Raw genomic sequence first — 21,594 nt, forward strand, 5'->3', positions numbered from 1 at the left:
TGTGGGTAACGGGCTTCACGACATCTGGATGGCCTGCGATGCCCAGGCGCTCGCCGGCATTTTCCACGCCCCGCACCTGATCTTCCGGGCCGCCTATGCTGCGCCCATGGTGGAACTGCTTTGTTTCTGGATGGCCCGGGTGGGTGCGGCCCTGCTGGAGTTGCGGTTGCTGCGCAGCAGCGACGGCGGCTTCAGGGTGATGGTCATCACGGCGGCCATCGTGGTCATCGTGTGCCTGGCGTTGCTGTCCTTTCACGCCTGAGCCCGCAGTCCCGGGTACCGTCGTGCCGGTTGTCAGGGGTCCGCGCCATGGGCAGCTGCCGAACCCAATGCAGCGCCACCTCGCATTCCAGTGCGGATGCTTAGATCACGGCGCAGGCGAGGCATCAAACATGGGCGGCCGCTTTCCCGGCTCGGCACGCCCGAACGTCTCGGGCACGCAAAAGTGGACGACACGCTCCAGACATAAACGCTCGCCAGTCATTAATTGGCCGTGGTTTTCTATTGATTAAATCAATTGAGATACCTGAAATTTCCAGGATATATTTTTGACGTGTCTTCCCGAGACAATGGATTGGAATAGTTGCTTCATTGATTCTGTTTTTATCTTCATTCAGCCACTGAAGGAAAGATTGATGAGAATAAGGCCTTTAGTTGCCAGCGTATGCCTTTCCTTCTCGGGCCTTGGCCTCGCATTGGCGGATACCCAGTACACCTATGTCGGCGTCAACTACAACGATGCCCATGCGCCTTACACCACCGCCATGGGCATCAGCGGCTCAATGGTCCTGCCTGCGTCCCTGCCGGCCAGCCAGACGGACATCGTCATCGGCCCGGGAACGTCCTACCCGATCAGCAGTTGGTCGTTCAGCGACGGCGTGAATACCTATACGCAGGCCAATGCACAGATCCTAGCTGGTATTTCGATCGGTGATCCGCCGCGCTTCAAGGTTTCTACCGATGGCAGCGGCAATATCACTGCCTGGAACCTGGCGATGGTTTCACCTGCTGCGCCCCATGTCCCAGGCCAGCCGGTGGACGTTTTCAATATCGCCTCAGGCTCGGGGGACATCGCTGGTGACCATTCGGACACCACATGCGTCTTGTTGAATGGCAATGTGTGCAGGCAGGTGCTTGCTGGTGGTACAGGATTCACTTTTTCGCCTGCCCAAGGCAGTTGGAGCATGCAACCCTACATTCCCCCGCAGCCCGGCCCGGTGGCGGTGCCGCTGCTGGGGTGGCCTGCGCTGCTGGCGCTGATGGGCGGCGTGGCAGGTCTTGCAGCGTGGCAACGGCGCAGGGATGGTGTGGGAAGCTAGGCACGCAGGACCTTCCTGCGCGGCTGTGCTCCGCACGAATCTCAATGCAGCGCCACCATCAACTGCCCGTTCTCGCTGCGCACCGCATGCGCGCGTACGGAGTGTTCGGGCGCTTCCAGGCATTCGCCGGTGGCCAGGTCGAAGTGGTGCTTGTAGATGGGCGAGGCGACGACGACGCGCTCGCCCAGGCTGCCGACCAGGCCGCGCGCGAGCACGCTGGCGCCGCAGCGCGGGTCCACGTTGTCTATGGCGTAGAAGCGGTCGTCGCCGATGCGAAAGACCGCCACATGGCGGCCCTGGACGAGGGCGCAGACGCCCGTGTCGGGGACGATGTCCTGGGTGGCGCAAACGGGCAGCCAGTGTTCTTGGGAGGCATGTGCCATGGCGGGTCCTTGTCGCGGGTCTCTAGGGGGTGTCAGGCCGTGGCCTCGCTGCGCTCCTCGGCGCGCGCCGGGCGGATCTGGCCGCGCTCCTGCACGAAGACGATGTGCTCGTCGGGCTGGTCGCTGTTGATGAAGCTGCGAAAGCGCTGGCGCACTTCGGGCGTGGTGACGGCGGTCTTCCACTCGCACTGGTAGGTGTCCACCACATGCTGCATCTGGGCCTCCAGTTCGGCGCCCAGGCCCAGGCTGTCGTTGACCACCACGTCCTTGAGGTAGTCCAGGCCGCCTTCCAGGTTTTCGCGCCAGGTGCTGGTGCGCTGCAGGCGGTCGGCCGTGCGCACGTAGAACATCAGGAAGCGGTCGATGAGCTGCAGCAGCCTGTCCTTGGACAGGTCGGAGGCGATCAGCTCGGCGTGGCGCGGCTTCATGCCGCCGTTGCCGCAGACGTAGAGGTTCCAGCCCTTGTCGGTGGCGATCACGCCCACGTCCTTGCCCTGGGCCTCGGCGCATTCGCGCGTGCAGCCCGAGACGCCGAACTTGATCTTGTGCGGCGCGCGCAGGCCCTTGTAGCGGTTTTCCAACTGCACGGCCAGGCCCACGCTGTCGTCCACGCCGTAGCGGCACCAGGTGGAGCCCACGCAGCTTTTGACGGTGCGTAGCGACTTGCCGTAGGCATGGCCGGACTCGAAGCCGGCCGCGATCAGCTCCTCCCAGATCAGCGGCAGCTGCTCCACGCGCGCGCCGAACAGGTCCACGCGGGCGCCGCCCGTGAGCTTGGTGTACAGGCCGTATTTCTTGGCCACCTGGCCGACGGCGATCAGGCCGTCGGGCGTGACTTCGCCGCCGGGCATGCGCGGCACCACGGAGTAGCTGCCGTCCTTCTGGATGTTGCCCAGGTAGTAGTCGTTGCTGTCCTGCAGGCTGGCCAGCTGCGGCTGCAGCACGAACTCGTTCCAGCACGAGGCCAGGATGCTGGCCGCCAGCGGCTTGCAGACATCGCAGCCCAGGCCCTTGCCGTGGCGGTGCAGCAGCTCGTCGAAGGTCTTGATGCCGCCCACGCGCACCAGGTGGTACAGCTCCTGGCGCGAGTGCGGGAAATGCTCGCAGACATGGTTGTTGACGGCCATGCCGCGCCGGGCCATCTCGGCCTTCATGACCTGGGTGGCCAGGGGCACGCAGCCGCCGCAGGTGGCGCCGGCCTGGGTGCAGGCCTTGAGCTCGGCCATGGTGCAGGCGCCTTCGCCCACGGCCGCGCAGATCTGCGCCTTGGTGACGTTGTTGCACGAGCAGATCTGCGCCGTGTCGGGCAGTGCGTCCACGCCCAGGCCGGGCCTGGCCTTGCCGTCGCTGGAGGGCAGGATGAGGAACTCGGGCTCCTCGGGCAGGGCAATGCCATTGAGCGTCATCTGCAGCAGCGTGCCGTACTCATCGGCATTGCCCACCAGCACGGCGCCCAGCAACTGGCGGCCGTCCTCGCTGACCACGATCTTCTTGTAGACCTGCTTGCGCTCGTCGATGAACTGGTAGTTGCGGCTGCGCGGCGTCTTGCCCTGTGCGTCGCCGATGCTGGCCACATCCACGCCCATGAGCTTGAGCTTGGTGCTGAGATCGGCCCCACCGAAGGCGGCCTCGGCCTCGCCCGCAATGTGGCGTGCCGCCACGCGCGCCATGTCGTAGCCGGGTGCCACCAGGCCGAAGGTCTGCTCGCGCCAGGAGGCGCATTCGCCAATGGCGTAGACGCTGCGGTCGCTGGTGCGGCAATGGTCGTCCACGGCCACGCCGCCGCGCGGGCCTATGGCCAGGGCGCATTGGCGGGCGATCTCGTCGCGCGGGCGTATGCCGGCGGAGAAGACGATCATGTCCGTCTCCAGGTGCGTGCCGTCGGCAAACACCATGCGGTGGCGTGCCGTGGCGCCGTCGGTGATCTCCAGCGTATTGCGGCCCGTGTGCACCTGCACGCCCAGGTCCTCGATCTTGCTGCGCAGTACGCGGCCGCCGCCGTCGTCCACCTGCACGGCCATCAGGCGCGGGGCGAACTCGACCACATGGGTCTCCAGGCCCAGGTCGCGCAGGGCCTTGGCGCATTCCAGGCCCAGCAGGCCGCCGCCCACCACCACGCCGGTTCTGGAGCGCGCGGCCGATGCCTGCATGGCCTCCAGGTCCTCGATGGTGCGGTAGACAAAGCAGTGCGGCCGGTCGCGCCCCGGCACGGGCGGCACGAAGGGCGCCGAGCCTGTGGCCAGCACCAGCCGGTCGTAGGGGATGATTTCGCCATCGGCCGTGGTCACGGTGCGCTCGCGCCGCTCCACGGCTGCCGCCCTGGCCGCCAGGCGCAGCGTGAAGCCGCTGGTCTCGAAGAAGCCGGGCGCCACCAGGCTCAGGTCCTCGGCGCTTTTGCCGGAGAAGAATTCCGACAGGTGAACACGGTCGTAGGCGGCGCGTGGCTCCTCGCACAGCACGGTGACGTTCGCGTCTGCCACGCCCAGGGCATGCAGCTGCTCGAGAAATTTGTGGCCCACCATGCCGTGGCCGATCACAACGATGTTCATCTGGCGTCCTGCGTTGCGCATCCAGTGTTTTGCGGGCCGCAGGCCAGGGCCGGCGGGTCAGGGCTGCCAATGCAAGTGCCGTGCCAGCACCGCGGCGCGGTGCCTGCCCGTGGTGCACGCTGTCTGGTGCGCAGACAGCGTGCACCGCAATGCGCCCGCCGCACCGTGCAGGGGCGGGGTGCGCCGTGGTGGTGCGTCAAGTGCGATCAAGTGCGCCAGGTCCGCCAGGTCCGCCAGGAACGCTGGGTGCGTCAGGCGCGAGGCAGTCCCTGCGCGCGGCTGCGCCAGGCCTCGGGCGCGCAGCCGAATTGCGCAGCGAACCAGCGCGTGAAGGCGCTGTGGCTGGCATAGCCGAGCATGGCGGCGACCTGGCCCACGCTGTAGTGGGGATGGTCCAGGTAGCGCAGGGCCAGTTCGTGGCGCACTTCGGTCAGCAGCTCGCTGAAGCTCAGGCCCTCTCGGTCCAGTTCGCGCTGCAGCGTGCGCAGGCTGCGCCCCATGCCCTGCGCCACGCCCGCGCAGGTGGCGTTGCCCGAGGGCAGCAGCAGGTAGATGACCCGGCGCGCCTGATGGCCCACGGAGGCGGCACGGTGGGCCGGCATGGCCTCCACCAGCCGCAGCGCATAGCGCGCCAGCGCGGGGTCGGCCAGCGGGTTGGGCTCGTCCAGGTCGGTGGCGCGGCAGGCGATGCCGTTGAACTCGGCGCCGAACGTGATGCGGCAGCGGAACATGCGGCGGTGCTCGGACAGGTCGGCCGGTGGCGCGTGGCTGAAGCTGACGCCCTGCGGCCGCCAGCGCTCGCGCAGCAATGCCTCGCACATGCGCCACAGCACGCCCATGGCCAGTTCCACGGACTGGCGCATGGCGCCGTGCAGGACGAAGTCCTCGCGCAGGATGACGATGTCCCCTGCATCCTCCAGGTGGATCAGCAGCGATTCGTTGACCAGGTGCATGTGCGCGACCAGCGTGTCCAGCGCATGGCGCAGCGTGGGCTGGTGCTGCAGCAGCAGGCTCACGGCGCCGAAGCTCGACAGCTGGCGGTGCCGGGCCATGCGCAGGCCCAGGGACTCGCAGCCCGTGGACTGGGCCGCGTCTTCCAGCAGGCGCGCGACGATGGCCACGTCGATCAGCTGGTCCTGCTCGCGCAGCAGCGCGGGCCGCAGGCCGGCCTGGCGCAGTGCCTTGTCGGGGTCGCAGCCCAGTTCGCGCATGACGTCCGAAAAATGGGTCAAGGCCGCCGCGCGCACCATGGTGACCATGCTTGCCCTCCTGTCAGTCCGTGGCCTGATGGCACGAAATGCAAAGAGGATGGCATGGCTTGCATAGTCCGCGGAACCGGGTTTTCCTACATTGCAGAGACCGGCCCCACGCCGGGCGGACCGTGCCGCCACGGGCCTTCACAACAATGACAGGAGACAGGCATGCGCATAGAGCCCATGACATGCGCCATCGGCGCCGAATTGCTCGGCGTGCGGCTGGCCGACGCGGTGCGCGACGACGCGCTTTTCTCGGAGATCCGGGCGGCGCTGCTGCGCCACAAGGTGCTGTTCCTGCGCGACCAGGGCCTGGCGCGCGCCGAGCACGTGGCCTTTGCGCGGCGCTTCGGCGAGCTGGAGGACCATCCGGTGGCCGGCAGCGATCCCGAGCATCCGGGCCTGGTGCGCATCTACAGGACGCCCGAGCAGCCCAACGACCGCTACGAGAATTCCTGGCACTGCGATGCCACCTGGCGCGAGGCGCCGCCCATGGGCTGCGTGCTGCACTGCGTGGAATGCCCGCCCGTGGGCGGCGACACCCTGTGGGCCAACATGGCGCTGGCCTACGAACGCCTGCCGGACGCCGTCAAGGCGCTGATCGCGCCGCTGCGCGCGCGCCACAGCATCGAATGCACGTTCGGTGCGGCCATGCCCATCGAAAGGCGGCTGGCGCTCAAGGCCCAGTACCCCGATGCCGAGCATCCCGTGGTGCGCACCCATCCCGAGACCGGCGAGAAGGTGCTGTTCGTGAACGGCTTCACCACGCATTTCACCAATTTCCACACGCCCGCCAATGTGCGCGTGGGCCAGGACTTCACGCAGGGCGCCTCCGGCCTGCTGCAGTACCTGATCGGCCAGGCGGCCATACCCGAGTACCAGGTGCGCTGGCGCTGGCGGGCGGGCAGCGTGGCGATCTGGGACAACCGCGCCACCCAGCACTACGCGGCCATGGACTACCCGCCCAGCCACCGGAAGATGGAGCGCGCGGGCATCGTCGGCACGCCGACCTTCTGAACCACGATCACGACACAAGGAGACATGCCATGAATTTTCTCGACGGCCACCTGTTCCCCGAAAACCAGCAGCCTCTGATCATCACGGCCGCGCCCTATGCGCCCTCGTGGCTGCCCTCGGACTTTCCCGGCGAGATCGCCGTGACCATGGACGAGCAGATCCAGAAGGCCGTGGACTGCTACAACGCCGGCGCCACCGTGCTGCACCTGCATGTGCGCGAGCTGGACGGCAAAGGCAGCAAGCGCCTGTCCCAATTCAACACGCTGATCGCCGGCGTGCGTGCGCGCGTGCCCGAGATGATCATCCAGGTGGGCGGATCGATCAGCTTTGCTCCCGAGACGGACGGCGCGGCCGCCAAGTGGCTGTCCGACGACACGCGCCACATGCTGGCCGAGCTGCAGCCCGTGCCCGACCAGGTCACGGTGACCATCAATACCTCGCAGATGAATTTCCTGGAGCAGTTCGATGCGCGCGACATACGCGGCACCTCCATGGAAGACCCGGCCGTCTTCAATGCCTACAGGGAGATGACCGTGCCCGCCCAGCCCGGCTGGGCCGAGGAGCACATCCGGCGCCTGTCCGCCGCCGGCATCCAGAGCGCCTTCCAGTGCTACAACATCAACAGCTTCGAGTCCGTGGAGCGGCTCATGCGCCGCGGCATCTACAAGGGCCCGCTGGTGATGAACTGGGTGGCGATTGGCGGCGGCATGGACGCGCCCAGCATCTACAGCCTGGCCAACTTCGTGCGTGCCGTGCCCGACGGCGCCGTGCTCACGGTGGAAAGCTCGGTGCTCAACGTGCTGCCCGTGAACATGATGGGCATTGCCATGGGCCTGCATGTGCGCTGCGGTACCGAGGACAACCTCTGGAACCAGCGCCGCACGGCCAAGATGGGCACGGTGGCGCAGATCGAGCAGCTGGTGCGCATCGCAGGCGAGTTCGGCCGCCCCATCGCCACGGCGCAGCAGGCGCGGGAGATCTGCCGGATCGGCCAGTTCTACGGCACCGTGGACGAGACGCTGGCGGCCAATGGCTTCGCACCCAACCGCAACGGCGCCCAGCAGGGATTTCTGCGCAAGGCCGCCTGAACCGGGAGCCCATGATGCAACGCATGCCCCCCTGGACGGCCATCGCCCTGGCCGCCTCGCTGCTGGCCGGTGGCGCCCACGCCTTCGGCGACAAGCCGGTCCGGCTCATCGTGCCGGCGCCGCCCGGCGGCACCATCGATGTGTTCGCGCGCATCATCAGCGACCAATTGGCGCAGGAGATACGCCAGCCCGTCATCGTCGAGAACCGGCCCGGCGCCGGTGGCGCCATCGCCGTCAAGCACATGCTGTCCCAGCCGGCCGACGGCAGCACGCTGCTGGTGACGGTGACCAACATCCTCACCGAGGTGCCCCATGTGCTCAAGGTCGGCTTCGACCCCATGAAGGACGTGCGGCCCGTGGCGCAGATGGCGCGCTCGGTGATGCTGTTCATCGCCTCGCCGCAGTTTCCCGCGCGCGACGGGGCCGAGGCCATCGCCTACGTGAAGGCCCACCCGGGCACGCTGTCGTTCGCCTCGTACAGCCAGGGCACGGCCTCGCAGTACGCGGGCGCCATCCTCAACAGAAGGGCCCACCTGGACATGGAGCATGTGGCCTTCCCGGGCTCGGCGCCCGCGCTGGCCCAGGTCATGGGCAACCAGATCCCGCTGATGTTCGACGGATCGGTCACCTCCAAGCCGCTGATCGCGGGCGGCAAGGTCAGGCTGCTGGCCGTGGCCTACAAGAGCCGGCTGCCTGACTACCCGCAGGTGCCCACGCTGGCCGAGCTGGGCTACCCCGAGGTGGATTTCAGCAACTGGAGCGGCGTGTTCGCCTCGGCGCAGACGCCGCGCCCTCTGCTGGAGAAGATCCACGGCACGCTGGCCCGGGTCAACGCCCGCAAGGCCGTGCGCGAACGCTATGCGGGCACGGGCTTCGAGCCCGTCGAAGGCGATCGCTCGCTGGAGCAGATGTCCACCGACCTGCGCGCCGAGTTCGACCGCAATGCCGAGATCGTCCGGAACTTCGACATCCGGCTCAACTGATGCAGGGCGCCCCACCCAGGCGCTACACAAGGAGACTCCATGGCAAAGGCCATACGCTTTCATACCACCGGCGGCCCCGAGGTGCTCAGGCTGGAGCATGCCGAGGCCGGCGCGCCGGGACCCGGCCAGGCGCGCGTGCGCCACAGCTTCATCGCCGTCAACTTCATCGACATCTATTTCCGCACGGGCCGCTATCCGCTGGCCCTGCCCAACGGCCTGGGCTCGGACGCCGTGGGCGTGGTCGAGGCCGTGGGGGAGGGCGTGACCGAAGTGCGGCCCGGCGACCGCGTGGGCTACCTGATGGGCCCGCAGGGCGCCTACAGCGATGTGCGCGTGATGCCGGCCGAGGTGCTGATCCCGCTGCCCGACGGCATCAGCGACCGCACGGCGGCCACGCTGATGATGAAGGGCATGACGGCGCAGTACCTGTTCCGCCAGGTCCATCCGCTGCAGGGGGGCGAAACCATCCTCTACCACGCGGCGGCCGGCGGCGTGGGGCTGATCGCCTGCCAGTGGGCGCGTGCCCTGGGCGTGACCATGATCGGCACGGTGAGCACCGACGAGAAGGCCGCCGCCGCGCGCGCCAACGGCTGCGCCCACGTCATCGTGACCTCGCGCGAGAACACCGTCGCTCGCGTGATGGAGATCACGGGCGGCAAGGGCGTGCCCGTGGTCTATGACTCGGTGGGCAAGGACACGCTCATGGATTCGCTGGACTGCCTGCAGCCGCGCGGCCGGCTGATCAGCAACGGCACCTCGTCGGGCTCGGTGGTGGTGGACTCCCAGTTGCTGGCCTCCAAGGGATCGATCTGGATGACGCGGCCCGCGATGGTGCACTACATCCAGCCGCGCGCCCACATGCTGGAGATGGCGCGAGAGCTGTTCGACCATGTGCTGGCCGGGCGCATCGCCAGCGAGCCCCAGCAAAGCTTTGCGCTGGCCGATGCGGCCCAGGCGCACCGGGCGCTGGAGTCGCGCCGCACCACGGGCGCGACGGTGCTGATTCCCTGAAATGGACCTGCCATGCAGACCCCTGCGCTCCCTGCCATCGGCACCGTGGCCGCAGGCCGCAGGCCCGTCACCTGCGGCCTGATCCGCAGTGCCAGCCTGCATGGCTATGCCGACCTGGTGAAAAGCCTGGGCCATGATCCCGCCGTCCTTGTGCGCTCGGCGGGACTGTCGGCGCGCCTGCTCGACGACCCGGAGACGCTGATTCCCATCCATGCCGTGCGCGAGCTGCTGGAGGTGGCCGCGCGCACCACGGGCACGCAGGATTTCGCGCTGCGCCTGGCGGCGCGGCGCAGCCTGTCCCACCTGGGCCCCATCAGCCTTGTGCTGCAGCAAGAGCCCACGCCGCGCCAGGCGCTGGACACGCTGTGCCGCTACCTCAAGCTGCTGAGTGCGGGCATGTTCGTACGCATCGAGGACGCGGGCTCCGGGGTGCTGGTGCGCCAGGACCTGGTGCCCATCGCGGGCATGGCCATGCGCCAGTCCATGGAGCTGGCGGTGGGCGTGATGTTTCGCGTGCTGCGCGAGCTGATCGGTGCCCAGTGGCGCCCGCAGCAGGTCAGCTTCGTACACCGCGCACCGGCCGATGCATCGGCCCACCGTGCCTTCTTCGGCGTGACCCCTTTGTTTGACCAGCCTTTCAACGGCATGGTCTGCCGCCTGGCGGATCTGCAACTGCTGCGCGAATGCGGCCAGGCGCAGGGCTCGGGCGTTGCGCGCTTTGCGCGAAGCCATCTGGAGCAGGCGCTGCGCAGCCGGGGCGAAGGCATGCAGGCGGCCTGCAGGGAGCTGATCATTGCATTGCTGCCGGGCGGCCGCTGCACGGCCCAGCAGGTGGCACGCCACCTGGGAATGGACCGCCGCACGCTGCACCGCCGCCTGCTTGCGGAGGGGCAGACTTTCTCGGCACTGCTCGACACCCTCCGCAGGGAACTGGTGCTGCGCCATCTGCAAGACGGTGGCCAGCCCCTGGGCGAGGTGGCGGGCCTGCTGGGGTTTGCCGCGCCCAGCGGCTTTTGCCACTGGTTCCGGGCCGCTTTCGGCGCCAGCGTCTCGGACTGGCGCAGGCGGGGGCAGGGACGGATTGGCGAGGCCTAGTGCGTCAGGCGGTCTTGCGCAGAAATCCCTGGTTGCCGCCGTTGCGGTTGGGCGCGAAGCCGTTGGCCGCCAATGTCTCTTCGGGGGTGTCGTAGAACACGCCAATCTTGCTGATGGCGCGCGCCTGTTGCGCCGTGGCGATGGGGCGGCCGAACTCGCGCGCGATGCGCACCAGCTGCTCGATCTGGGAGACCGTGCTGGCCTTGGCGCTGCGCGACTGGTTCCACAGGCAGTCCTCGGTGCCGCAGCGCACGTGCAGGCCCATGGCGATGCCCATCATGTTCACGGGCAGCACGTTGCGGACATTGCTTTCCACGGTGAGCACGGCGCCGTCGGGCACGGCGCGCACGAAATTGGCCAGGCTGTAGATGCTGGGCGCGTCCATGCCGCCGCCGATCGCCACCCAGTTCATCACCAGCGGGCCCTTGTAGATGCCGCGGCGCATGAGCCGCTCCACGGACTCGAAGCTGTTGATGTTGTAGCACTGGAAGGCGCTCTGGATGCCGGCGGCGGACAGGCGCCGGATGTGCTCCTCGGCCCAGCCGGGCTGGGCGGGCACGGTCATCTCCTTGTAGGCGTCGAAGATGGCGGGCTTCTCGCGCGAGGTGCCCCTGAAGTCCGCGTCCTCGGCCTGCTCCGTCACGTTCATCTGCGAGGTATTGACGGTCACCGTGACCTGGTCGGGCACGGGTTCCAGCTCGGCCAGCATGTGGCGCGTGTCATCGGACAGCCACTTGGCGGCCGCGCCTTCGGTCTCCGGCGCAAAGCTGATCGATCCGCCCACCTGGATGATCATCTCGGGCACGCGCGCACGCACGCCGGCGATCAGCTCGTTGAACTTGGACAGGCGCTTGCTGCCTTTGCCGTCGAGCTCGCGCACATGCAGGTGCAGCACGGTGGCGCCGGCGTTGTAGCAGTCCACGGCCTTCTGGATCTGCTCGTCCATGGTCACGGGAATGTCTTCGGGGAAATCGCCGGGCAGCCAGCCCGGCGCATAGGGTGCCGCCGTGATGATCAGGGGCTGCTGGTTTTCGGGGAACAGGTGGCCGTCGAGAAAATTCATGGGACGCTCCGGTGGGTGGGGGTGGGGGTGGGTGTGGAAAGAGTCTGTGCAGGGCCTCAGCGCGGGATGTCGCCGACGATGCCCGCGCGCTCCATGCGGCGGGGCGCCGGGTAGTAGTCGTTGAGCGCGTAGTGCTGGGTGCTGCGGTTGTCCCAGACGGCCACGTCGCCGGGCTTCCAGGACCAGCGCACCTGGTATTCGGGAATCGTGGCGCGGCTGATCAGGTAGTTCATCAGCAGCGCGGCGCCGGGCGCCTTGTCTATGCCGTGGCGCACGTTCTCGGGCGTGCTGTAGTTGACGAAGTGGGTGCTGAAGCCCGCGCCCACGAACAGCAGCTTCTCGCCGGTCTCGGGGTGGGTGCGCACCACGGGATGCTCCACGGGCGGGTGCTCGCTGGCCAGCCGCGCGCGCGCCTCGGGCGCCATCACGGCGCCGAAGGTGTGCTCTATGCCGGCCTTGGCGCGCAGGCCGTCGATGCTGCGCTTGATGCTCTCGGGCAGCTCCTCGTAGGCCTTGACCATGTTGACCCAGATGGTGTCGCCGCCGATCGGCGGGCACTCTATGCAGCGCAGCACCGCGCCCATGGCCGGGTTGGGGCGCCACAGGCCATCGCAGTGCCAGGTGTTTTCGTAGCTGTGCGGATCGTCGCTGCGGTAGATGCGCACCAGGCCAGGGTGCTCGGGATCGCTGCCTGCCACGGGATGGTCCTCCAATGGGCCGAAGCGGCTGGCAAAGGCCACATGTTCGGCGCGCGTGATGTCCTGGTCCCGGAAGAACAGCACGCGATGGGTCAGCAGCGCGGCGCGGATGTCCGCGAACAGTGCGGCGTCGCGTGCGGCATCGCCGAGATGGATGCCGGAGATTTCGGCGCCGATGGCGGGGGTGATCTGTCGGATCTGCATGGTCGGTATTTCCCTGGAAGTCAGTTCGCGGTGATCTGGTATTTCTTCACGATGCCGGCGTTGCGCTCGGACATCTGGCGTGTCTCGCGCTGCAGTGCGGCGGTGTCGGTGAGCACCTCGGGCTCCAGCCCCACGTCGGAGAGCTTTTGCTGCACGGCCGGCGCGCTGGCCGCTTTCCCGATGGCGGCGCGCAGGCGTTCCATGGTTTCGGGCGGCAGGCGGGCCGGCGCGATCAGGCCCACCCAGCCGCGAAACTGCAGCTCGGGGTAGCCGAGTTCGGCGGTGGTCGGCACCTGGAGCAGGTGGCGCGAACGCCGGGGGCCGGAGAACGCGTAGGCACGCAGCTTGCCGGCCCTGATCAGGGGCACCGAGGTCAGCATGCCGTCGAACATGACGTCCACCTGGCCGCCCAGCAGGGCCTGCACGGCCGGCGGCGAGCCCGCGTAGCCCACGTGCTGCAGGTCCAGGCCCGCCTTGTCGCTGAGGATCAGGCCGGCGTAGTGCGACACGGTGCCGGGGCTGTAGCTGGCAAAGCTGGTCTGGCCTTTGCGTGCCTTGAGCTGCGCGAGCAGCTCCTGCATGTCCTGGGCGGGCTGGCTGGCCCCGGCCACCAGCACCACGCCCGAGCGGGCCAGCGAGGCCAGGGGCACCAGGTCCTTGAGCGGATCGAACGGCATCTTGATCACATGGGGGATCTCGGCCAGCAGGTTGCTTGCGCCCACCAGCAGCGTCTGTCCATCGGCGGGCGCCTGCAGCAGGGTCTGCATGCCCAGCAGGCCGCCCGCGCCCGGGCGGTTGTCTATCACCACGGCCTGGCCTGTTTCAGACGCGAGCTGCTGGCCCACGACGCGCGCCACGATGTCCATGGTGCCGCCCGGCGGTGCGGGCACGATAAGCCTGAGCGGCTGGCGGCTCCAGGCCGTGCCGGCGATGGCGATGGCGCAGCCCGCGAGCAGCGTGGTGATGGCGTGGGGCAGTCTCATGTCCGTGTCTCCTTGTTCCGTGTTATGGCATCCAGTATCGAAAGCCCGCTTTCCCGGGACTTGCCATTGGGGGACAGGCATTTGCCTTGTTGGGACAAATCCATGGCAACCCTGAGCAGGGCAACCCGCGCATGTCGTGAATTGCAAAGCCGTTGGCATGAACTGCCAAGAAGCAGCGCGATGGCTTTCCTAGAGTCGATTCGTGGCGCAGGACCGCGCCAGCCCCACGATGAACAGGAGACCTCCATGCCCCGACTTCACCCCCATCCCTGCGGCCTGCACGCGCTGGGCCTGCTGTGTCTGACAGGCGCGGCCGCCGTCCAGGCGCCCACCTCGGTCACGCTGTTCGGCGTGATGGACGCCGGCATCAGCCGCTACAGCGTGCGCAGCGAATCCTGGGACACGGGCCCCGCGCGCTCGGCGCGGCAAAGCACCTGGGCGCTGTCGCCTTCGGGCAATCTGGCCAGCCGCATCGGGCTGCGCGCCAGCGAGGACCTGGGCGGCGGCCTCATGGCCGGCCTGTGGCTGGAGGCGCCGGTGGCCAATGACACGGGCGGCGGCGCGCTCAACTTCGGGCGGCGCGCCACCATCAGCCTGTCCGGGCGCCTGGGCGAGCTGCGCATGGGGCGCGACCACACGCCTTCGTTTCTGAACGACTGGGCCTTCGACCCCTTCACCGTCAACGGCGTGGGCACCAACCTGATCGCCGTGGTCAACAGCAACCTGGCTATCGCCCGCGCGCTGGCCACGGGCGGCCTGCTGGGCGGCGGGCTGTCGGCGGGCACGGACACCTATCTGCGCGCAGGCAATTCCATCGGCTATTTCCTGCCGCCAGGCCTGGGCGGCGTCTACGGGCAAGCCATGTACGCCTTTCCCGAGAACAGCTCGAAGCGGGGGCGCTACGCGGGTGCCCGTATCGGCTGGGCCATGGGGGCGGCCGATGTGGCGCTGGGCTATGGCGAGAACACCCTGGGCACCTCGGGCGCCGGCGCGGAAAAGATCCGCTCGCTGAACCTGGGCGGCTCCTATGACTTCGGCCCCGTCAAGCTTTTTGGCGAATGGTCCGGCGTGCGCAACGAGCGGCGCGACGCCGGCACGCTGGCCGCGATCAACGACCGCTACCTGGGCGTGCTGGCCGGCGTGAACATCCCCGTGGGCCAGGGGGCGCTGCGCGCCTCCTATGCACGTGTGCAGTTCAGGAATGGCCAGGGCCTGGCCGACGGCGATTCCTCGGTGAACAAGCTCGCCCTGGGCTATGTGCACCCGCTGTCCAAACGCACGGCGCTGTACGCCACGGTGTCACGCATCAGCGTGGGCAACGGGCGCAACAACCCGGGCGTGATGGGCGTGACGCCGCTGGTGGTCAGCAACCCGGCCATCCTGCCCCAGCCTGGCTACCTGACCACGGGCGGCATGCAGCCGGCCGGCGCGCTCGGGCTGGACCTGGGCCTGCGGCTGATGTTCTGAACGGCCGCGCCAATCGTTCTGAACGGCCGTGCCAATCGTTCTGAACGGCCGTGCCAATAGCCGTGGCGCCCGGGTGCCCATCTTCGCCTGCGCTAATCTGCGCGGCATGAATGGATCTTCTGCATGGACCCTGGGTTGGCGCACCCTGTGGCGCGACCTGCGCGCGGGCGAGTTGCGCCTGTTGATCGTCGCCGTGATGCTGGCCGTGGCCGCGCTCAGTTCGGTGGGCTTTTTTGCCGACCGGCTGCAGGCGGGGCTGCAGCGCGATGCGCGCCAGTTGCTGGGCGGCGACGTGGTCGTGGTCGGCGACAACCCCATGGCGCCGGCCTTTGCCGAGCGCGCACGCGCCGAAGGGCTGCAGGCCCTGGAGACATCCAGTTTCCCGACCATGGCGCGCGCCAGCGACGCGCAAGGCGGCATGAGCCGCCTGGTGGCGCTCAAGAGCGTGCCCGAAGGCTATCCGCTGCGCGGCAGCCTGCGCGTGGCCGATGCCCCCGGCGCGGCCGACCGAGCCACGCGCGAGATACCGGCGCGGGGCGAGGCCTGGGTCGATGCGCCGCTGCTGGAGTCGCTGGGCATAGGCGTGGGGGACATGCTGCTGCTGGGCGACGCCCAACTGCGCGTGGCGCGCATCATCTCCATCGAGCCTGACCGGGGTGCGGGCTTCATGAACTTTGCGCCGCGCGTGATGATCGCCTCCGCCGACCTTGCCGCCACAGGCCTGGTGCAGCCGGCCAGCCGCATCACCTACCGCCTGGCCGTGGCCGGCGCGGGAGATGGCTCCGAGCCGGCCGTGCAGCGCTACCGCGTCTGGGCCGAGCAGCAGGCCAAGGCGCCCGGCGTGCATGGCGTGCGCGTGGAGTCGCTGGACAGCGGCCGCCCCGAGATGCGCCAGACGCTGGACCGCGCCGAGAAATTCCTGAGCCTGGTCGCCCTGCTGGCGGCGCTGCTGTCGGCCGTGGCCGTGGCCCTGGCTGCGCGCGGCTTTGCCAACAGCCACCTCGACGCCTCGGCCATGCTGCGCGTGCTGGGCCAGAGCCAGCGGCGCATCGCGGGCGCCTACACGGTGGAGTTCGTGCTGGTCGGCCTGGCCTCCAGCGCCGCGGGCGTGCTGCTGGGCTGGGCCATCCACCATGTCTTCGTGCTGCTGCTGGCCGGGCTGGTGGAAACCGCCTTGCCCGCACCGGGCCTGTGGCCTGCCGCCTTTGGCGTGGGCATGGGGCTGACCCTGCTGCTGGCCTTTGGCCTGCCGCCCGTGCTGCAGCTGGCGCGCGTGCCGCCGCTGCGCGTCATGCGCCGCGACCTGGGCGCGCTCAAGCCTGCCTCGGTGGTGGTGCTGGCTGTGGGCGTGGCAGGCTTTGCGGCGTTGCTGCTGGCGGCCAGCCGCGACATCAAGCTGGGCCTGATCGCCGTGGGCGGCTTTGCCGTGGCCGTGCTGCTGTTCGCGGCCCTGGGCTGGCTGGCCGTGCAGGTGCTGCGCCGCCTGGTGCACGAAAGCACGGCACCGCGCTGGCTGGTGCTGGCCACGCGCCAGATCGCCGCGCGCCCCGCCTATGCCGTGGTGCAGATCAGCAGCCTGGCCGTGGGGCTGCTGGCGCTCATGCTGCTGGTGCTGCTGCGCACCGACCTCATCGGCAGTTGGCGCCAGGCTACGCCGGCCAATGCGCCCAACCGCTTCGTCATCAACGTGCAGCCCGAGCAGGCCGAAGGTTTCCGCGCGGCGCTGGACAAGGCTGGCGTCACCTCCTATGACTGGTTCCCCATGATCCGGGGGCGTCTGGTCACCGTCAACGGCAAGCCGGTCAGCCCCGACGACTTCAGCGAAGACCGTGCCAAGCGCCTGGTGGACCGGGAGTTCAATCTCTCCACCACGGCGCAGGCGCCCGCACACAACCTGATCACGGCGGGCACCTGGACGCCTGGCGCCAAGGGCGAGATCAGCGTGGAGGACGGCATTGCCGAGACCCTGGGCCTCAAGCTCGGCGACACGCTGGGCTTCGACGTGGGCGGCGTGCCCAGCGAGGCGCGCATCACCAGCCTGCGCAAGGTGGACTGGGGATCGATGCGGGCCAACTTCTTCGTGATCTATCCCGTGGACCACCTGGACGACGTGGCCGTCAGTTACCTGGCCGCCTACCGCGCGCCGGACGTGGCGGGCTTCGACAACGCCCTGGTGCGCGAGTTTCCCAACATCACCAACGTGGACCTGAGCACCACGCTGGCCCAGGTGCAGCGCGTGCTGGACCAGGTGATACGCGCGGTGGAATTCCTCTTCGGCTTCACCCTGGCAGCCGGCCTGGTCGTGCTCTTCGCCGCCGTCACCGCCACGCGCGAGGAGCGCGCGCGCGAGTACGCCATCATGCGCGCCGTCGGTGCCCAGGCCCGGCTGCTGGCGCAGGTGCAGCGCGCCGAGCTGGCGGGCGTGGGCCTGCTGGCGGGTTTCCTGGCCAGCTGCGCGGCCGGTGCCGTGGGCTGGGCCCTGGCGCGCTGGGTGTTCGAGTTCAACTGGACCGTGCCCTGGTGGGCTCCGCTGGCGGGGGCCGTTGCCGGGGCCTTGCTGGCCTGGATGGCGGGGTGGTGGGCGTTGCGGGAGGTGTTGAGGAGGCCTGTGATGGATACGTTGAGGCAGGTGGCTGAGTAGGTCTTTGGTTTTTTGCCCGGGTCACCCTTTTTTGACCCTGCCGGGTGGTTGTTTTTCGAGGCCGGGTCTCGGCCCGGCGGCCGACCTCCTTTCTTGCCGCGCAGCAAGAAAGGAGGCAAAGAAGTGCGCCCCGCTGCCCACGACCCCTGCGCTGCGCTCCGGGGCGACCTGCGTTGGTCGGGATGCGGGGTGCGCCGCAGAACTCGCTGCGCGCTGGCGCGCTTCGCTCAAACAACTGCGGCAAGTCAGATGACGAAGCAGCCCTGTCCTTCGGCAGGGCTGCCACCCCGCATCCCGCCCAACGCAGGCGTGGGCAGAAGGGGGGAGGCTGAGGGATAGCCAACAGCCAACAGCCAACAGCCAACAGCCAACAGCCGGCGCCATCACTGCGTTCGGCTTCAAACCAGGGGCCGAGCGAAGCGAAGGCCCGCACCAACTTCCCGTATGTCAGCGCCTGCGGCGTGGTGGTTGCGGGGTTGCAGTCCTGCCGAAGGACAGGACTGCTTCGTGATCTGACTCGCCGTGATGTTTGAACGTAGCGCGCAGCGCGAAGAGAGTTTCACGGCGAACCCCGCAACCGCCACGACGCAGGTTGCCCGCAGCGAAGCGGAGGGTCGCGGACATTCGGGTCGCCTTCTTTGATCTGACCTTTCTTGGCGAATCAAGAAAGGGCAGTCGGCCGCCGGGCCGAGACCCGGCCTCGAAAAACAACCACCCGGCAGGGGCAGAAACGAGCAACAGCAGGGACAAGAACGAGCAACAGCAGGGGACGGCCCCGTTCAAGACTCCTTGAACAGCCTCTCCCCCACAAAATCCACAAACGCCCTCACCTTAGGCGACAACTGCCGACTCGACGCCCACAGCGCCGAAAACTGCCCCGTGTGCGTAAGGTCCTCCGCCAGCACCCGCTGCAGTTCGCCACGCCCCAGTGCATCCCGCGCCAGGAAGTCCGGCATATAGGCCAGCCCCATGCCCGCCACGGCCGCGCCCAGCATGGCTTCCATGTTGTTGCAGACCAGGGCGGCGGGCAGGTGGGGCGGCATGCCGGGCAGCACCCATTCCTCCAGCTTGCCGCTGCTCAGGAAGCGGTAGCGCAGGCAGCTGTGCTGTGCCAGTTCGGCGGGGGATTGCGGTATGCCTCGTGCCGCCAGGTAGGCGGGCGAGCCGGCCAGGATGAAGCGGAACGGCCCCAGCCGGCGCGCGACCAGGCGCGAGTCGGCCAGTTCGCCACTGCGGATGACCACGTCCAGGCCGGCCTCGACCACGTCCACCAGGTGGTCGTTGAAGTCCAGGTCCAGGTCAACCTCCGGGTACAGGGCCTGGAACTCGGGCAGCACAGGCAGCAGGAAGCGGTAGCCGATGGTGGGCAGGCTCACGCGCAGCCGTCCGCGCGGCGCCTCGGCGGCGGCCTGCATGGTGGCGCGCGCATAGTGCAGTTCATCCAGGATGCGGCGGCAGCGCTCATGGAACAGCGCGCCTTCCTGTGTGAGCCGCACCTGGCGCGTGGTGCGCTGGAACAGGCGCAGGCCCAGTTGCTGTTCCAGCCGCGCCACGTTCTTGCCTACGGCCGAGGCCGAGATGCCCAGGGCGCGCCCGGCCTCGGCAAAGCTCAGCAGGTCGGCTGCACGCACAAAGGATTCGAGTCCGCTGAAGCTGTCCATGTCGATTGCCAACCTGGGGTTGGGAGTGTGGGGAGTCTGGCGCCTATTTTCACGGCATTGCAGCGCTTTTATCGTTCATGCATGCCTGGCCATGTGCGGCCGGGAAATTGCGAAAGCCTTGCCAACCATGTCCTCCTGCCTGACTTCTTCCCGCGCACCGGATGCGCTCCACGGCACAGCGCGACCGCATGCATCCCCGGTCTGGGTGCTGTTGTCGGTGTGCCTTGCGGCGCTGGCGATGCCGCTGAGCTTTACCGGGCCGGCCGTGGCCCTGTCTGCGCTGCGCGAGGCGCTGGGCGGCGGGCCGCTGGCGCTCAACTGGGTGACGAATGCCTTCATGCTGAGCTTTGGCGCCACGCTGATGGCGGCCGGCGCGCTGGCCGATCTGCACGGGCGGCGGCGCGTTTTCCTGACCGGGCTGGGCGTGGTGCTGGCCAGTGCGCTGGCCCAGGCCTGCCTGGGCGGGCAGGGGGCCATTGTCGTGTTCAACCTGCTGCGTGCGCTGCAGGGCCTGGGCGCGGCGGCCGCGCTGGCGGGCGGCACGGCGGCGCTGGCCCAGGTGTTCGATGGAGCGGGGCGCATGCGCGCCTTCAGTGGCGTGGGCACGTCGTTTGGCGTGGGCCTGGCCTTCGGGCCGTTGCTGTCGGGCTGGTTGCTGGGCGTGGCGGGCTGGCGCGGCGTGGTGCTTTGCGTGGCCGCCGTGGCGCTGGCCGCGCTGGTGCTGGGGCTGCGCTGCATGCCGCAGTCGCGCAATCCGCAGGCGCAGCGGCTGGACCGGGCCGGTGCGCTGCTGTTCACCGCAGCCCTGGCGCTGCTGACCTGGGGCGTGCTGCAGGGGCCGGAGGCGGGCTGGTCCAGCGGGGCGGCGCTGCTGCCGCTGGCCGGTGCCGCGCTGGCGCTGGCGGCCTTTGTGGCCGTGGAGCGGCGCGTGCAGCAGCGCACGGGGCAGCCCATGCTGGACCTGTCGCTGTTTCGCTATCCGCGTTTCGTGGGCGTGCAGTTGCTGGCGGGTGCGCCGGCCTATGCCTTCGTGGTGCTGCTGGTGCTGCTGCCGGTGCGCTTCATCGGCGTGGAGGACATGGCGCCGCTGCAGGCGGGGCAGCTGATGTTTGTGCTGTCCCTGCCCATGCTGTTCGTGCCGTTGCTGGCGGGCTGGCTCACGCGCTGGGTTTCGGCCGCGCTGCTGTGCCTGGCGGGGTTGCTGGTGTGCGCTGCGGGCCTGCTGTGGCTGGGCGGGTGCGCGCCGGGCACGGCCTTTGCGCAGATGGCGGCGCCGCTGGTGTTGGTCGGCCTGGGCATCGGGCTGCCCTGGGGTTTGATGGATGGCCTGGCCGTGAGCGTGGTGCCCAGCGAGCGCGCGGGCATGGCCACGGGCATCTTCAGCACGGTGCGCGTGGCGGGCGAGGGCATTGCGCTGGCGTTGGTGGGCGCGGGCCTGGCGGCGCTGCTGTCATGGCGGCTGTCGGCACTGGCTGCACCACTGGCGCCGCAGGCGCTGGCGGCCACCGGCCCGGCCGCACAGTTGCTGGTGACGGGCGATCTCGCCGGCGCGCTGTCGCTGCTGCCCGGCCTGCCTGCATCGGCCGTGCTGGCCGCGTATGGCCAGGCCTTTTCCACCTTGCTCGATGTGCTGGCCGGCATCACCGTGCTGACGGCGCTGGGCGTGTATGCCTTCTTGCGGGCCGGCACGCACGCAAGCACGGACATGGCACATGCCTGACAATCGCGGGTTTCACTCAGCCGCCAGCCGCTTTTCGCCATGTCAGAGGAATCCCAGAACAACGCGCCCCAGACCCCCTATGAATGGATCGGCGGCGAGCCCAGGGTGCAGGCCCTGGTGGACCGTTTCTACGATCTGATGGACCTGGAGCCCGGCTATGCCGAACTGCGTGCCGCCCATGGCAGCACGCTGGCCGACGCGCGCCAGAAGCTGTTCTGGTTCCTGTGCGGCTGGCTGGGCGGCCCTGACCATTACCAGGATCGCTTCGGCCACCCGCGCCTGCGCATGCGCCACATGCCGTTTTCCATCGGCATCCTGGAACGCGACCAGTGGGTGGCCTGCATGGACCAGGCCATGGGCGAGACCGGCGTGCCCGAGGAGTTGCGCGTGCGCCTCAAGGCCAGCTTCATGAACACGGCCGACTGGATGCGGAACCGGTAGCAGGTGGCTGCCCCCGGC

General features: G+C 68.8%; 18 protein-coding genes. 11 read left to right on the forward strand and 7 right to left on the reverse strand.

The window, feature by feature from the left end; all coding sequences use genetic code 11:
• Window position 1 precedes the first annotated feature (1 nt).
• Window positions 2-262 carry a hypothetical protein gene (locus PO605_RS00320; RefSeq protein WP_272205756.1) on the forward strand — a complete coding sequence of 87 codons (261 nt, stop codon included), beginning with the start codon at window positions 2-4 and terminating at the stop codon, window positions 260-262.
• Window positions 263-548: 286 nt separating this feature from the next.
• Window positions 549-1,319 (forward strand): hypothetical protein, encoded by a 771-nt coding sequence (locus PO605_RS00325; RefSeq protein ID WP_231574323.1) that lies wholly within the window; start codon window positions 549-551, stop codon window positions 1,317-1,319.
• Between the two features lie 41 nt (window positions 1,320-1,360).
• On the opposite strand, the gene nirD is transcribed toward PO605_RS00325, so the two are convergent.
• The 3 genes from nirD to PO605_RS00340 form a co-directional block, all read right to left on the reverse strand.
• A complete protein-coding gene (nirD, locus tag PO605_RS00330) occupies window positions 1,361-1,702 on the reverse strand; it encodes a nitrite reductase small subunit NirD (protein WP_047468008.1) in 342 nt (113 codons plus the stop codon).
• Between the two features lie 32 nt (window positions 1,703-1,734).
• Window positions 1,735-4,251, reverse strand: coding sequence for a nitrite reductase large subunit NirB (nirB, locus tag PO605_RS00335; RefSeq protein ID WP_047468025.1), 2,517 nt, complete (start codon window positions 4,249-4,251; stop codon window positions 1,735-1,737).
• Window positions 4,252-4,502: 251 nt separating this feature from the next.
• Complete coding sequence (locus PO605_RS00340) at window positions 4,503-5,510, reverse strand: AraC family transcriptional regulator (RefSeq protein ID WP_047468011.1); 1,008 nt, start codon at window positions 5,508-5,510, stop codon at window positions 4,503-4,505.
• A gap of 162 nt (window positions 5,511-5,672) precedes the next feature.
• Between PO605_RS00340 and PO605_RS00345 the strand changes: the two genes are divergently transcribed.
• From PO605_RS00345 to PO605_RS00365, 5 genes are read left to right on the forward strand one after another with little or no spacing between them, the layout of a single operon-like run.
• Window positions 5,673-6,521 carry a TauD/TfdA dioxygenase family protein gene (locus tag PO605_RS00345; RefSeq protein WP_016454322.1) on the forward strand — a complete coding sequence of 283 codons (849 nt, stop codon included), beginning with the start codon at window positions 5,673-5,675 and terminating at the stop codon, window positions 6,519-6,521.
• Window positions 6,522-6,550: 29 nt separating this feature from the next.
• Window positions 6,551-7,609, forward strand: coding sequence for a 3-keto-5-aminohexanoate cleavage protein (locus PO605_RS00350; RefSeq protein ID WP_272205757.1), 1,059 nt, complete (start codon window positions 6,551-6,553; stop codon window positions 7,607-7,609).
• A gap of 14 nt (window positions 7,610-7,623) precedes the next feature.
• Window positions 7,624-8,592, forward strand: coding sequence for a Bug family tripartite tricarboxylate transporter substrate binding protein (locus PO605_RS00355; RefSeq protein WP_047473375.1), 969 nt, complete (start codon window positions 7,624-7,626; stop codon window positions 8,590-8,592).
• A gap of 39 nt (window positions 8,593-8,631) precedes the next feature.
• Complete coding sequence (locus PO605_RS00360; protein WP_013803808.1) at window positions 8,632-9,603, forward strand: quinone oxidoreductase family protein; 972 nt, start codon at window positions 8,632-8,634, stop codon at window positions 9,601-9,603.
• 12 nt (window positions 9,604-9,615) lie between these two features.
• Window positions 9,616-10,698 (forward strand): AraC family transcriptional regulator, encoded by a 1,083-nt coding sequence (locus tag PO605_RS00365; protein ID WP_047473374.1) that lies wholly within the window; start codon window positions 9,616-9,618, stop codon window positions 10,696-10,698.
• Between the two features lie 4 nt (window positions 10,699-10,702).
• Here the strand turns inward: PO605_RS00365 and PO605_RS00370 are convergent, their stop codons facing one another.
• From PO605_RS00370 to PO605_RS00380, 3 genes are read right to left on the reverse strand one after another with little or no spacing between them, the layout of a single operon-like run.
• On the reverse strand, window positions 10,703-11,761 hold the full coding sequence (locus PO605_RS00370; RefSeq protein ID WP_272205758.1) for a 3-keto-5-aminohexanoate cleavage protein: 1,059 nt from the start codon (window positions 11,759-11,761) through the stop codon (window positions 10,703-10,705).
• Between the two features lie 56 nt (window positions 11,762-11,817).
• Window positions 11,818-12,663, reverse strand: a complete 846-nt coding sequence (locus PO605_RS00375; protein ID WP_016450763.1) for a TauD/TfdA dioxygenase family protein — start codon at window positions 12,661-12,663, stop codon at window positions 11,818-11,820.
• A 20-nt stretch (window positions 12,664-12,683) separates the two neighbouring features.
• A complete protein-coding gene (locus PO605_RS00380; protein WP_047473892.1) occupies window positions 12,684-13,646 on the reverse strand; it encodes a tripartite tricarboxylate transporter substrate binding protein in 963 nt (320 codons plus the stop codon).
• A 246-nt stretch (window positions 13,647-13,892) separates the two neighbouring features.
• Here PO605_RS00380 and PO605_RS00385 point away from each other — a divergent pair, with 246 nt between their 5' ends.
• The gene (locus PO605_RS00385) at window positions 13,893-15,113 is read left to right on the forward strand and encodes a porin (RefSeq protein WP_047473893.1); all 1,221 of its coding nucleotides are present in this window, start codon (window positions 13,893-13,895) and stop codon (window positions 15,111-15,113) included.
• A gap of 106 nt (window positions 15,114-15,219) precedes the next feature.
• Window positions 15,220-17,754, forward strand: a complete 2,535-nt coding sequence (locus PO605_RS00390; protein WP_272206001.1) for an ABC transporter permease — start codon at window positions 15,220-15,222, stop codon at window positions 17,752-17,754.
• Window positions 17,755-18,533: 779 nt separating this feature from the next.
• On the opposite strand, the gene PO605_RS00395 is transcribed toward PO605_RS00390, so the two are convergent.
• On the reverse strand, window positions 18,534-19,415 hold the full coding sequence (locus PO605_RS00395) for a LysR family transcriptional regulator (protein ID WP_272205759.1): 882 nt from the start codon (window positions 19,413-19,415) through the stop codon (window positions 18,534-18,536).
• A gap of 205 nt (window positions 19,416-19,620) precedes the next feature.
• On the opposite strand from PO605_RS00395, the gene PO605_RS00400 reads away from it, so the two are divergent.
• Window positions 19,621-21,135, forward strand: coding sequence for an MFS transporter (locus tag PO605_RS00400; protein WP_272206003.1), 1,515 nt, complete (start codon window positions 19,621-19,623; stop codon window positions 21,133-21,135).
• A gap of 39 nt (window positions 21,136-21,174) precedes the next feature.
• The gene (locus tag PO605_RS00405; protein ID WP_047325961.1) at window positions 21,175-21,576 is read left to right on the forward strand and encodes a group II truncated hemoglobin; all 402 of its coding nucleotides are present in this window, start codon (window positions 21,175-21,177) and stop codon (window positions 21,574-21,576) included.
• Window positions 21,577-21,594 lie beyond the last annotated feature (18 nt).

The organism is Delftia sp. DT-2 (genome assembly GCF_028401915.1).
GTDB classification, from domain to species: domain Bacteria; phylum Pseudomonadota; class Gammaproteobacteria; order Burkholderiales; family Burkholderiaceae_C; genus Comamonas; species Comamonas tsuruhatensis.

Coding starts and splice junctions, on each gene's coding strand:
- nirD (WP_047468008.1), bottom strand. CDS start 1,702: ATGGCACATGCCTCCCAAGAACACTGGCTGCCCGTTTGCGCCACCCAG.
- nirB (WP_047468025.1), bottom strand. CDS start 4,251: ATGAACATCGTTGTGATCGGCCACGGCATGGTGGGCCACAAATTTCTC.
- PO605_RS00340 (WP_047468011.1), bottom strand. CDS start 5,510: ATGGTCACCATGGTGCGCGCGGCGGCCTTGACCCATTTTTCGGACGTC.
- PO605_RS00345 (WP_016454322.1), top strand. CDS start 5,673: ATGCGCATAGAGCCCATGACATGCGCCATCGGCGCCGAATTGCTCGGC.
- PO605_RS00350 (WP_272205757.1), top strand. CDS start 6,551: ATGAATTTTCTCGACGGCCACCTGTTCCCCGAAAACCAGCAGCCTCTG.
- PO605_RS00355 (WP_047473375.1), top strand. CDS start 7,624: ATGCAACGCATGCCCCCCTGGACGGCCATCGCCCTGGCCGCCTCGCTG.
- PO605_RS00360 (WP_013803808.1), top strand. CDS start 8,632: ATGGCAAAGGCCATACGCTTTCATACCACCGGCGGCCCCGAGGTGCTC.
- PO605_RS00365 (WP_047473374.1), top strand. CDS start 9,616: ATGCAGACCCCTGCGCTCCCTGCCATCGGCACCGTGGCCGCAGGCCGC.
- PO605_RS00370 (WP_272205758.1), bottom strand. CDS start 11,761: ATGAATTTTCTCGACGGCCACCTGTTCCCCGAAAACCAGCAGCCCCTG.
- PO605_RS00375 (WP_016450763.1), bottom strand. CDS start 12,663: ATGCAGATCCGACAGATCACCCCCGCCATCGGCGCCGAAATCTCCGGC.
- PO605_RS00380 (WP_047473892.1), bottom strand. CDS start 13,646: ATGAGACTGCCCCACGCCATCACCACGCTGCTCGCGGGCTGCGCCATC.
- PO605_RS00385 (WP_047473893.1), top strand. CDS start 13,893: ATGCCCCGACTTCACCCCCATCCCTGCGGCCTGCACGCGCTGGGCCTG.
- PO605_RS00390 (WP_272206001.1), top strand. CDS start 15,220: ATGAATGGATCTTCTGCATGGACCCTGGGTTGGCGCACCCTGTGGCGC.
- PO605_RS00395 (WP_272205759.1), bottom strand. CDS start 19,415: ATGGACAGCTTCAGCGGACTCGAATCCTTTGTGCGTGCAGCCGACCTG.
- PO605_RS00405 (WP_047325961.1), top strand. CDS start 21,175: ATGTCAGAGGAATCCCAGAACAACGCGCCCCAGACCCCCTATGAATGG.